Annotated in this window: 8 protein-coding genes; 4 read left to right on the top strand and 4 right to left on the bottom strand. The window is 62.3% G+C overall.

Features of this window, described 5'->3' with window-relative positions; translation table 11 throughout:
* Positions 1-186 precede the first annotated feature (186 nt).
* Entirely contained in the window at positions 187-1,578 is a 1,392-nt protein-coding gene (locus Q0I65_RS04115; RefSeq protein WP_296060209.1) for a M18 family aminopeptidase, read from the top strand.
* Between the two features lie 81 nt (positions 1,579-1,659).
* On the opposite strand, the gene Q0I65_RS04120 is transcribed toward Q0I65_RS04115, so the two are convergent.
* The 4 genes from Q0I65_RS04120 to Q0I65_RS04135 form a co-directional block, all read right to left on the bottom strand.
* Entirely contained in the window at positions 1,660-3,846 is a 2,187-nt protein-coding gene (locus Q0I65_RS04120; RefSeq protein ID WP_296060211.1) for a YhgE/Pip domain-containing protein, read from the bottom strand.
* Positions 3,847-7,053: a YhgE/Pip family protein gene (locus Q0I65_RS04125; protein ID WP_296060412.1), complete on the bottom strand. Its 3,207-nt coding sequence runs from the start codon at positions 7,051-7,053 to the stop codon at positions 3,847-3,849.
* A gap of 440 nt (positions 7,054-7,493) precedes the next feature.
* Positions 7,494-8,555 (bottom strand): hypothetical protein, encoded by a 1,062-nt coding sequence (locus Q0I65_RS04130; protein ID WP_296060214.1) that lies wholly within the window; start codon positions 8,553-8,555, stop codon positions 7,494-7,496.
* A 214-nt stretch (positions 8,556-8,769) separates the two neighbouring features.
* Entirely contained in the window at positions 8,770-9,213 is a 444-nt protein-coding gene (locus tag Q0I65_RS04135; protein WP_296060216.1) for an Rrf2 family transcriptional regulator, read from the bottom strand.
* Between the two features lie 182 nt (positions 9,214-9,395).
* Here Q0I65_RS04135 and sufC point away from each other — a divergent pair, with 182 nt between their 5' ends.
* The 3 genes from sufC to Q0I65_RS04150 are packed head-to-tail and all read left to right on the top strand — an operon-like array spanning position 9,396 to position 12,880.
* Complete coding sequence (sufC, locus tag Q0I65_RS04140; RefSeq protein ID WP_296060218.1) at positions 9,396-10,175, top strand: Fe-S cluster assembly ATPase SufC; 780 nt, start codon at positions 9,396-9,398, stop codon at positions 10,173-10,175.
* Positions 10,176-10,187: 12 nt separating this feature from the next.
* A complete protein-coding gene (gene sufB, locus Q0I65_RS04145) occupies positions 10,188-11,600 on the top strand; it encodes a Fe-S cluster assembly protein SufB (protein WP_296060220.1) in 1,413 nt (470 codons plus the stop codon).
* Positions 11,600-12,880 carry a SufD family Fe-S cluster assembly protein gene (locus tag Q0I65_RS04150; protein ID WP_296060223.1) on the top strand — a complete coding sequence of 427 codons (1,281 nt, stop codon included), beginning with the start codon at positions 11,600-11,602 and terminating at the stop codon, positions 12,878-12,880. Before sufB ends, Q0I65_RS04150 begins: the two co-directional genes overlap by 1 nt.
* Position 12,881: the final 1 nt, after the last annotated feature.

Below are 12,881 nucleotides of genomic sequence, written 5' to 3' on the forward strand. Positions count from 1 at the left end.
TCGGGTCGGGTCGGGTCGGGTCGGGTCGGGTCGGGTCGGGTCGGGTCGGGTCGGGTCGGGTCGGGTCGGGTCGGGTCGGGTCTGGTCGGGTCGGGTCTGGTCGGGTCGGGTCGGGTCGGGTCGGGTCGGGTCGGGTCGGGTCGGGTCGTGCTAGACTGGGGCAGACGATTCGAAGGGACGGTCGAAATGACGCAAGAGAACCAAAGCAGCACCGAGCAAACGCCGCAGAGCACCCGCGCAGGCGGCACCAAGCCGATGCCTCAGGACGCCCGCACAGCACAAGAGCTCCTCGACTTCATCGGCGAATGCCCGAGTATGTTCCACACTGCTGCAACAATCGGAAAACGCCTGACCGCAGCGGGGTTCACCTATCTTTCCGAGACCCAGCCGTGGAACATCGAGCAAGGCGGCACATACTACACGACGCGCAACAACTCGAGCGTCATCGCCTTCAAGGTGGGAACCTCGCTCGACAACTACCACTTCCAGATCACCGCATCGCATGGCGACTCGCCCACCTTCAAGGTGAAGTCAAACGCCGAGCTCACAGGGCCAGGCGAATCGCAGCGACTCAATGTGGAGGTGTACGGCGGCGCCGTCGACTACACGTGGTTCGATAGGCCCCTCGGAATTGCGGGCCGCGTGATGGTGAAAAGCGGCAATCGCGTGGAAAGCCTCCTGTACGAATCTGCCGAGCCGCTCGCGCTCATCCCCAGCATGCCGCCGCATATCCAGCGCGACATCAACCAGCAGTTTTCGCCGAATCGCCAGGTCGACCTCTGCCCGCTCTTCTCCGCAGGCGCGCTTGGCAAAACCACCTTCGACGCGATAATCGCCAATGAGCTGGGGATCTCCGAAAGCGACATCGTCGCGCGCGACCTGTTCCTCGTCAACCGCCAGCAGCCGTGCATCTGGGGCGCCGCGGGCGAGTTCGCCTCCTCCCCGAAATTCGACGACCTGGCCTGCGCATACACCGCGCTCGAAGCGTTCCTTGCCGCCGAAAACGATCGCAGCATCTCGGTTTTCGCGTGCTTCGACAACGAGGAGGTCGGCTCGAACACCAAACAGGGCGCCATGTCGACGCTTCTCGCCGACACGCTTTCGCGTCTGAATGCGGCACTGGGCCTCTCCTGCGAGGACCTGCGTTGCGCCATCGCGAAATCGATGCTTGTGAGCTGCGACAACGCGCACGCCGTAAACCCCAACCACCCCGAACGCTTCGACGAGGGCAACCGCGTGTTTCTAAACCGGGGCATCGTGGTGAAAGAAGCGGCGAACCAGAAATACTGCACCGACGCCTTCAGCCGCGCCGCCTTCTGCGCAATCTGCAACGACGCGGAAATCCCCTACCAGGCCTTCGCGAACAGGAGCGACTCGCCAGGCGGGTCCACGTTGGGGAATTTGTCGAACACCCAGGTGAGCATGCATGGCGTCGATGTCGGCCTGCCGCAACTCGCTATGCATTCGAGCTTCGAGACGATCGGCGTCCGCGACGTGACGCTCGCAACCCGCGCGCTCAAGGCGTTCTTCAACGCCGACCTGCGCGTCGACGGCGCGGACAGCATAGAACTCGGCTAGCAGGCGCCACAGTCCGATCGGAATCATGTGCTGCGAGCCCCAGCCAGTCACGACGACCCCAGAGGCCCGCAGCCCAAACGCTTACGCTATCATCTTCGACTCTTCGACCTTCTCCACAAACCAGCTCATGAAGCCTTCGAGCGGCTTGCGCAGCACAAGGCCCAGCAGAAGCGACGGCAGCACGAACAGGAGCAGCATGCCCATCGACGTGTAGTAGTCGCCGTTGTAGATGCCCATCATGGCCGCGCGCATGGCGTTGATGGTGTGCGTCGCCGGCATGAACGGGCTTGCGATCTGGAAGAACTCGGGCAGCACCTGCAGCGGGTACGCACCGCCGCCCGCCGTCACCTGCAAGATGAGGAACAGGACGGCAATCGCCTTGCCCAGGTTCGCGAATGCAAGCACCAACGTGTAGATGAACAGGGAATACACCAAACCCGATACCCAGAAACACAGCATGAACAACAGCGGATGGCTCACCTGCACCCCCAAGAACAACATGTTGCCAAGGCCCACGCAGGTGGTCTGCAAAAGCGACAGCACCGCCACCACGCAGTAGCGCCCGAAGTAGAGCTCGCGCGGCTTGGGGTTGTCGAGCTCGGCGAGCCCTCGCTTGGAGACTGCCGGCTTGATCGCCACCATCATGAGCAGCGAGCCGATCCACAGCGCGAGCGTCGTGTAGAGCGGCGCCATCTGCGAGCCGAAGTTGTCGGCCGGGAACACCGCATGGCGATCGAGCGCTACCGGCGTCGTCACGGCAGAGGCAAGCACCGCGGGGTTCGAGCCGATGACCTCGCGCAGCTTCTCAACGTCGCCGTTCGCAAGGGCCGATCGCAAGTTGCTGCTCAGCGTCGTGAGCTCGCCAGCCGTCGAGGTGAGCTCGTTTTGCGCATCGGCGAGCTTCGCCTTCGCACCGGAGAGCTTGGACGCGACGGAATCCGCATCGCCGCTTATCTCGCCGCCCGCAGCATCGAGCTTCGCGGCGCTGCCCTGAAGCGTGGAAACCATGCTCGACACCGATGCAGAAAGCTCGTCCAAACCCGGCTTGACGTTGTCGTTGAATTCCGTTTTCGCATCGTTGAGGCTGGCCGCAGCCTTGTCCGCGAGCTCTTGGATCTCGGCGCGCTGCGCGACGGCGTCATCGTAGCCCGACTCGATGTTGTCAGCCGCCTGATACAGCGAGTCCGAAAGCTGCTGGAGGAGCGACACCGACTGCTTCAGCTGGGCGATCATGCTCTCGACTAAGGGGGCGTGCTGCCCATCGACGCTATCCTGAATCCCCTCGAGCGCGCTGATGATCGAATTCAAGTCCCCAATCTCGGCCTCCACAACTGCCGCCTGATTGCGTAGGTGCTGCGAAGTGTCGCCCGTCAGATCGCCCACGCTGTCGTACACGTCGCTGATCTGGGCGCTAATGCCCTTGTAGCTCTCGGCGGATGCGGAAATAGCCTGCGAAAGGGAATCTGCCGACGCCGAGAGCGCACTCGCGATGTCGGAGACGCCCGCGCCGCCGTCCTTCGCGATGTCGCCGACCTTCGCCGCCTCGTCGCGTGTCTGCCCGAGCAGCATGCCCGACTGAGAGATAAGCGACTGCGACGAGTCAATGAGCTGGGAATACATTCCCAAAACCGACGCCGCACCCGTCATCTGCCCCGCCATGTTGTCCACATGGTCGGCAAGCGTTCCCACCGCGCCAGAGAGATCGGCGTCTTGGGAATACTTCGAAAGCGACGAGACGATGGAGAGCGCCACATCGGAAAGCGTTTCCAAGAACACCTGGTTCACCTGGTTCGACACCTGATCGGCACCCTGGTCGGTGACCTTCGGCGCAATGGCATTCTTCTTCTCGTTGGCGTAGTAGATGATGTTCGCGTGCTCGACCTCGTCGGAATAGAACGTCATCATGTCGCGGCTGAAGCTTTGGGGAATCACCACGGCAGCGTAGTAACGCCCGGACTGCGCGCCGTCGATCGCGTCCTCTTCAGTTGTGAACGTCCAGTTGAGCTGGTCGTTCGCACGAAGCGCGCTCACCACCTTGTCGCCGACGTTGATCTCGAGCGGAACAAGGTCGCTCTCGTAGCCCTCGTCGGTGTTCGCCACGGCGACGGTGAGGTTGCCGGTGTTGCCGAACGCGTCCCAGCACGCGATGACGTTGTACCACGTGAAAATCGAGGGCAAGAACACGAGCCCGATCACGATGATCACCGTGATCGAGTTGTTGAACAGGTGTTTCATGTCGGTCTTGAAGATGCGCCAGATATTCCTCATCTATCGCACCTCCCCATTCTCATCCGACTTCGATTCAGACGCGGAAGGAGGCGTGGAACCTCCCGCGACAGCGTCGCCACCAGGTGCGGAATTGCTCGCAGCAACCTCGCCACCAGGCACGAAATCGCCCGCAGCGGGGGTATCCCCTGCAGCAGGCACACTGCCGAGTGCGTCGTTTGGCGCCGCATGCGCCCCCGACGTTGCCTTTCCCTTGTGCACAGCGGCATGGGCGCCTGTGGAAGCCTTGTCAGCATCCGGGGCGGCATGCGCGCCTAGAGGAGCGCCGTCCGACCCGGGAATCGCGTGCGCGCCCATAGGAGCCGTGTCGTCATTAGCAGCTTGAGAGCCCGCTACCTGCGGTTTCGCGTTGCCTTCAGAAGGAGCGCCCGCAGCACCCGCGACATCAGCAGCACCCGCGACATCAGCAGCACCCGTGGCACCTGCAGCGCCCGTCGGCTTCCCAGCGACCACAGCACTCGCAACTTCCCCGCGCGCCGTCTTGCCATGGGCGTGCCGGCCGACGACCTCCTTGCTCCCACGCGAGAGCAGCTCGGCCATAAGCGCGTCGAGCGCAGCGCTGTCCTTCTCGTCGAGCGCGCTCGTCCGCGAATAATCAGTCGCAGAGCTTCGCGCCGAAGCCCCACCGGCGGGCGCGCCCACCATGGTAGGCTGCATGAACACCTTGCGCGCCGCGAACAGCGTGCGGACCTCGTCATCGGTCATGGCGTTCAACGACGCCTGACGCTCGATGTTGTCGCGGATGAACTCAACCACCACCAGGAACGTGAGCACGAGCACGAGCCACACGAGCCACAACGTCAAGGCGACGACCTTCTCCATCGCCGTCACCGCAAACACGATGGCGATGACCGCCGGCACCGCGATGCCGACGATGAACGCGCCGCGCTTCAGGCGCGGATACCAGCAGATGAACCGCGCGGCATGGTCGGCAATATGGTGGCGGAAATCCTCGCGGTCGGAAAGCACGCGCACGAGCTGGGCGACGCGGAAACGGCGCTCGGGCAGGTGCACCTCTTCGCCGTTGATGATATCGGAGCGCTCGATCTCGCGCGCGAACATACGGATAAGGTTCGAGAAGTACGGCCTCAGAGCCAGCCCGATCGCCAGGAAGATCGCGAAGAAGATCCCCAAGTGAGCCATAAACGATCCCCATTCAAGGCCGTAGAACCCGGCAATCGTCTCACGCAGGGCGTTGATGCCGTAAGTGAACGGGAAGAACGGGTAGATGAACTGGAAGAACGGCGAGGTCATCTCGATAGGGTACAAACCCGTCGCACCCGGAATCTGCACGAAGATCAAGATGACGCAGATGCCCTTGCCGATATGCTGCAAGGTGGTCGACAGGGTAAGCTGGATAGCCAGGTACGTAAGCGATGCGAGCACCGCCGTCAGGAGGAACAGCGCCACCGACTCGCATTGCACGCCGATGGCGAGGCACCCGACGCAGCACACGATTGCCTGCAGCGACACCATCCCCCCGAAGAACAGGTAGCGCGCGATGTAGCGCTGAGCGGCCGTGAGATTCTCGATGCCCTCGTCGTCCACCTCGATGCGCATGATCACCATGAGCATGAACACGCCAATCCACAGCGACATGTTGATGAACAGTGGCGCCATGCCCGAGCCGTACGCGTTCAGGGGGAAGAGGTACTCGGTCTTCACCTCGGTCGGCGACTGCATGAAGCTCGCCACCTTCTCGGCGTCGATCGTCGTGCCGTCGCCGAAGAAATCGGTGATCGCCGTCGAGGTCTTCAGCGCCACGAGGTCGGTCTTCACTGTGTCGATGCTCGTCTGCAGGTCGGCAAGCACGCCGTCGGTCTGATCGAGCGCGCTTCTCGCCGTCGTGAGCGTCTCGGAAAGCTGGCCTGTGAGCGATATCGCCTGGTCAACAAGCACGCGCTGCGCCGATGCGGCAGCGGCCAAATTCCCCACCGCGACGTTCAAGTTCCCCACGCCCGCGTTGATGGCGGGGAACGTGTCGGAAGAGAGCGTCTCACGATAGGAGTCCACGTTCGAGATGGTAGTTTGCACGGCGGTGTTCACCGAGTCGGACGCCGAAGAGACCGACTCGGCCACGCGGCCCATGTCGGCGCTCATGTCGGAGAGCTCGGAGAGCGATTGCGAGGCGTTCGTGTTCGACTGCTTCAGCCGCTCGATCACCTTCTCGAGGCTCGCCTTGTTGGGATCGCTGTCGTCCATCTGGGCAACGAGCGCCTCCATCTGGGCCACAACCGCCTGGCTCGCCGACACCATGGCGTTACCCTGGGCGATCGCGCCATCGACGCGCCCCTGCGCCTCGGTCACAGAGCCCGCAGCGCCGCCGATGGCCGTGTTTATCTTGGCGGCCGACTGAGAAAGGAAGATCGACCCCGAGTCCATCGCGCCCATCAGGCCCGATGTCAGCTTCGAGACGTCCGTTTGCGTGGTGCCCATGAGCGATTGGACGATGAGCATCTGGCCGCTCAGATCGTCGAGTACCTCGTCCGCATCGGAGAGCAGCGAGGCAGCGTCGGCCACCTTCGCCTGCGACTGGTCGGCCGCGTCGCGAAGCCCCTGGACGGAATCGCGGGCGCCGGAGATAGACTGTTGCGCCTTGTCAACCCCGGCGAGGGCGTTCGTGTGCGCATCGTCGATCTTGCCCTGCGCGACGCCGACTTCCTCGCCAAGCGCGTCGGTGACCGTTTTCGCGACGGTAGCGACGAACGTGGAGTTGATCGTGGTGTCGAGCGTGTTCGCGCCCGTGTCGGTGATCTTCGGCGACACAGGGTTCATCTTCTCGTTCACGTAGTATTCAAGCTGAGGCTGCTGGAAGTCGCCGGAGAGCAGCGTAAGCAGGTCAGAGGAGAAATCGCGAGGCAGCACGAACGCCGCGTAGGCATGCCCCGATTTCACGGCCTCCATGGCGGTGTCGTAATCGACGAAATCCCACCCGAGCTGGTCGTTGTCGTGCAATTGCTCGACGACCATATCGCCAAGGTTGATCTCACCCGTAAGATCGCTCGACGACCCCTCGTCCTCGTTCACCACGCAGACGCGCAGATTGCCGGTGTTGCCGTAGGGGTCCCAAAAACCGACGACGTTGAACCACGTGTAAAGGGAAGGCAAGACGATGAGCGCGAGCACGACGACGATCGACGCCGGTGCTTTCAGAATGCGAAGGAAATCGCGTTTGAGAACGCGCAGCACGTTTTTCAAGCCCGCCCCTCCTTCTATAGTTGAGATTGCGTTTGATTGGCGGCGTTATGGCGCAGCTCTCCCCAGGGAAAGCGCGTTTTCTGCATTGTATAGGGGAATCAGCCCCGCACAAGCGTACAGATAGTCAATTCCACAAGTGTGGCATAACTTTCAAAGGACAAGAACCGGCGAGCACCTTGCAAAGTTGCCCTCCCCCTCTCCCTCCATAGCCACAAGCAACCTGGAGACGTCGCTGCCTCGGGGCGCGTGCACAAATATGCGCGAAGTGCGTACCCTTGGAAGCACCTCCTCATTAAATCAAGAGACTTTACTCTGACGAACTGGGCTTTTTCACGTCGCTGGAATCAGCAGACTAGTTTACGCGCTAGTAGGGTACGCACTTCGCGCATATTTATGCATAGGAACGCCCCGATGCAGTAAAAGCGCACAATTTAGCGCCCGAGAGTTGTCCAATCGATAAAGATGTTGCGCCTCAGGTCGATCTCGCAGCGAATCTCTTTGGGGCTTTTGCTTCGATACGCGACTCCGATTTGCCTTGCGACCATCCTGCGCACCGTATCAAAGTTTGCCTGATCGGATATCTGCCGATAAGTAAGCGGCATGACAGTAAAACCCATTTGTTGAAGCGCGGTCGTCCTGTCGGAGTCCGAAATCGCCGAATCGTAGTCGTCGTGGACCACTTTTCCCTGGCATTCGACGATAAGCGGGCTTGCGCCGTTGGGAACGTCGAACAGCAGGTCGGCGTAGCACGTCGATTTCCCATAGATGCGCCTTGCGCTTGTCGAAAGCGGAATTCGCTCGTTGTTGACGAAGCCCGAAAAGCCCTCGCCGCCCTTGCATCTTTGCGTCGAGAAGAGCATCGAAGCTTGGACCTCGAACGGCGAAGCGGTAACCCCAGTCACGCGTTTCGCGGCGCGCGCGAAACGCCGCCCGCCGCGTTCACTTTTCATGACGTCGGCGAATTGTCCCAATTCGCCCAGCTCAATAAGGGGTTCGCGTCTCCAAAGGTCGGTCTTTCTCCCCGAAGAACTTTTGACTCGCCGCCACCCGAATGACCGGGGAAACAGGTCGGAAGAGTCGATGCTTTCGAGAAGCGCTTCAACAACTGAGCTCGGCCGAAATACCGAAAACGTGCCGCAGAATTCGTACATCGCCATAACAAGATGGTTTTCGTCGACATGTGAGGCAAGATTAAATAGTGAATAGAGAGGACTTGCCGTTGAAATACCGAGGTCTGTTTGCTGTATGCACCCAAATGGCAACTCGTTTGTAACGAGGTGCGATACCGTGCTCACGTTGTTCAGCCGGCGTTTGCGATCAGTCGCTAAAAGATGGACGGGGATACCGAGTATCTCATGGGTGAGTACATGGCTCCTGAAGCCTGCACGATTGTTATCGGTCGCCCTGTCGGGGTAAGGAGGGCACAGCATTAGAACCTGCGGAGGGGTTCGATGAAAGCGAAACGCCGATATGTCGCACAGAATGTCTTCCATGCGCGAACTTTACCAGGTTTGGGGAAAGCGCGCATCACAAGACTTGCGGCGCCGAGCGACGCCATCCCCCTGCGCGGCGTCGAGAATAAGCATACCGCCACGTCATCTCTCAGCCTGCGCGGCGTGCGACACGCAAACGCTCGAGGCGAGCAAGACGCATTCGACACAAGAACGCAGGCGACCCTCCGACGCGCCGCGCCTGCGGGAGAAAACGCTAGCAGCCCTCGATGGCCATGCCGGGCTTGGGCGCGTACTCCAGGAAGTCAGCGAGCGTGGCCGAGTCGACGTACTCCTCGATCACCTGGTCAAGCCCCGCCCAGAAGCGCACCGTCGTGCACTCGCCCTTGCGCGGGCAGCCGATCACGTCGTCCTCGAGCGCGTTGCACGCCACGGGCACCGTGGAGCCCTCGGCCGCGCGCAGCACGTCGCCTGCGCGGATTTCGGACGCCTCGCGGGCAAGCGCGTAGCCGCCGCCTTTGCCCCTCACGCTGCGCACGAGCCCCGCGGCCATGAGCGGACGAACCACCTGCTCAAGGTATTTCAGCGAGATGTCCTCCTCTTCGGCCACTTTGCGCAGGGGAACCTTCCCGTCGGGGCCTTGCTGGGCAATGCGGATCATGAGGCGCATCGCGTAGCGCCCCTTCGTGGTTACCAGCATCGTTTATCCTCACTTCCCCCTCGTGATACGGTTCGCCCTCGGAAAAGCCCGGGTGCGGCCGACTCGATTTCGCATACTTATTCTAGCGCGAAAGGAATCTATTACTTGACATTTTAGCGCGTCGCGGTATTTTATTCCTAGAAAATTCATAGGATTATGCACAGACGAGAGGGGCATATTTCATGGAAACCACTGCAACGAGCCCGCTGCTGAAACTGCAGGGGCTGTCGGCCTCGGTAGGCGACAAACCCATCCTCCACGACATCGACCTGGCGATCGGCGCGCACGAGACGCACGTCATGATGGGCCCGAACGGCGCCGGCAAATCGACGCTCGGCCACGTAATCATGGGCGATCCCGAGTATAGCGTAACTTCGGGCACCGTGACCTTCGACGGGCAAGATATTACGGATCTTTCCCCCGATAAGCGCTCGCGCGCGGGCCTTTTCTTGAGCTTCCAGGCGCCGGTCGAGATTCCCGGCGTGCCGCTGTCGAGCTTCCTGCGCGCCACCGTCGAGGGCCGCGAGGGCTTCAAGATGAAGGGCAAGGAATTCCGCAAGCACGTGCGCGAACTGGCGAAAAGCCTCGACTTCGACACGGCGTATCTCGATCGCGAGCTGGGCGTGGGCTTTTCCGGCGGCGAGAAAAAGAAGCTCGAGATGCTGCAGCTTCTGCTTCTCAAGCCGAAGCTGGCCATCTTGGACGAGACCGACTCCGGCCTCGACGTCGACGCGCTCGGCGTCGTGTCCCGCGGCATCCAGGAGTACCGCAAGACCTGCGACGGCACGCTCATCATCATCACGCACAACACCCGCATCTTGGAGCACGTCGACGTCGATCGCGTGCACGTCATGGTGAAGGGGCATCTGGTGCACGAGGACGATGCCGCGCTCATCGCCGACATCGACGCGCACGGCTTCGAGCGCTTCGAGCAGGCCGCAACCCCCGAAGCCGACGCGTAGGGGGGCCCAACCATGGCAAAGCAACGCACCGAGGTCGCGGACATCGACCGCAGCCTCTACGACTTCTCATACGGCGAGGAGGCGGCGGAAAAACTCGACGCCGGCCTCACTCCCGAAATCGTGCGCGAGATCTCGGCGAAAAAGGACGAGCCCTCTTGGATGCTCGAGCATCGCTTGAAGTCGCTCGAGATCTACCACGAGAGCAGAACCCCTGATTGGGGTCCCTCCATCGCCGGGCTGGACATGGACCACATCGTGACCTACGTCAAGCCCAACACCGACCAAAAAAGCGACTGGGACTCCCTGCCCGACGACGTGAAGAACACCTTCGACCGTCTGGGCATCCCCGAGGCCGAGCGCAGCTACCTGGCCGGCGTCGGCGCGCAGTACGACTCCGAGCTCGTGTACCACAACATGCAGGACACCGCGTCGCGCATGGGCATCGTGTACTCGGGCATCGAGGAAGCGCTGCACGACCCGAAGTGGGAAGAGCTCATCCACGACAAGTTCATGACGCTCATCCCCCCGACCGACCATAAGTTCGCGGCGCTCCATGGCGCGGTGTGGTCGGGCGGCAGCTTCGTGTACGTCCCGAAGGACACCAAGCTCGACTTCCCGCTGCAAAGCTACTTCCGTCTGAACGCGAAGGGCGCGGGCCAGTTCGAGCACACGCTTATCATCGTGGAAGACGGCGCTGACCTGCACTTCATCGAGGGCTGTTCGGCACCTAAGTACAACGTGGCGAACCTGCACGCGGGCGCGGTCGAGCTGTTCGTGGGCAAGAACGCCAAGCTGCGCTATTCGACCATCGAGAACTGGTCGAAGAACATGTACAACCTGAACACCAAGCGCGCGGTGTGCGACGAGGGCGGCCAGATTGAGTGGGTTTCCGGCTCCTTCGGCAGCCACGTGGGCTACCTGTACCCGATGTCGATCCTGAAGGGGCGCAAGTCGCGCTGCACCTTCACCGGCATCACCTTCGCAGGCGCCGGCCAAAACCTCGACACCGGCTGCAAGGTCGTCCTGGCGGCACCCGAGACGACGGCAGCCATCGAGACGAAGTCGATCTCGAAGGGCGGCGGCGTGTCGACGTTCCGCAGCTCGGTCGTGGCGACCCCCGCCGCGGAGAACTCGGTCGCGAGCGTGTCGTGCCAGTCGCTTATGCTGGACGACCACAGCCGCTCCGACACCATCCCCGCGATGGACATCCGCTGCAAGCACGTCGACGTGGGCCACGAGGCAACTATCGGCCGCATCGGCGACGACAAGGTGTTCTACCTGATGAGCCGCGGTATTCCCGAGGAAGAGGCACGCACGATGATCGTGAACGGCTTCGCCGACCCGGTCTCGAAGGAGCTCCCCCTCGAATACGCCGTGGAAATGAACAACCTCATCAAGCTTGAAATGGAAGGGGCGATTGGATAATGAGCGCCCTCACTTTAAATCACGTGAACGCGATGCCCGCAGCAACGTGGCATCAGCTGCATATGAACGAGACGACCGTCGACGTGCCCGAAGGGCTTGAGGCCGCGCGGTCTGCCGTGGTCGAGGCCGACGAGGCGCTCCTCGGCGCGCAGGACGCCTTCGATACGGCGGTGGCAACCGCCCAGGCCGAGCTCGACGCCGCGAACGCGAAGGCCGCGCCCGACGCGCGCGCCATCCTGCAGGCGGTCCGCCCCGACGTAGACCCTCATGACCTGGACATCCCCGCGCTCTCCGTGTTCGAGAAGCGCGCCGTGGAAGAAGAGATGGCGCAAAGCATCGCCGGCACCTTCGAGTGCGCCTTGGGCGATGAGGCCACGTCCTATCTGGAGGAAGTCGGCGGAGCCCGCGAGGGACGCATCGTGCTTGCCACCAAGGCGGGCGCCACGGAGCGCGCCACCATCCGCGTCAACGGCATCGACGGCAAGGCGAACGTGGCCTGCGTCGACATCGTGGCGGCGGAGAACTCCACCATCACGCTCAACGTCGCGTTCGACTCCCCCGACGCCGGCGCAGGCATCATCGGCCTGTACGCCCGCGTGTTCGCCGGCAAGAACGCACGGGTGAACGTGGCAACCATCCACACGCTCGGGCAAGGCTGGATCGCTCTCGACGGCGAAGGATACATCGCCTGCGAGGATGCGCGCATCCAGGTCGACCACCGCGTGCTCGGCGCCGGGCAGTCCTACACCGGGCTTGCCTGCGACCTGCGCGGAGACCGTGCAGACGCCACCATCCGCACGCGCTACCTGGGACACGGCGACGAGCGCCGCGACTTCAACTACATCGTGCGCCATCGCGGCAAGAAGACCACCTGCAACCTCGATGCCAACGGCGTTTTGGCCGACAAGTCCCGCAAGGTGCTGCGCGGCACGATCGATTTGGTGCACGGCTGCAAGGGCGCGGAAGGCACCGAGCGCGAGACGGTGCTCCTTGCCGACGAGAAAGTGGTCAACAAGACCATCCCCACCATCCTGTGCGACGAGGACGACGTGGCGGGCAACCACGGGGCCACGATCGGCCACGTGCGTCCCGAGCAGATGAACTACCTGATGACACGCGGCATTTCCCAGGAAGCTGCCGAGCGGCTGTTCGCGAACGCAACCCTTGAGGAAGCGGCCATCAACGCGCCGGACGCCCAGGTGCGCGCCTCGGTTGCGCGCCTTGCCGCAGAACTGAACGTGCCCTTCGAGCTCGTGGGCGCAGACGAAGAGGCGATGTAAC

The sequence above is a fragment of the uncultured Ellagibacter sp. genome (genome assembly GCF_934643285.1).
Taxonomy (GTDB): domain Bacteria; phylum Actinomycetota; class Coriobacteriia; order Coriobacteriales; family Eggerthellaceae; genus Ellagibacter.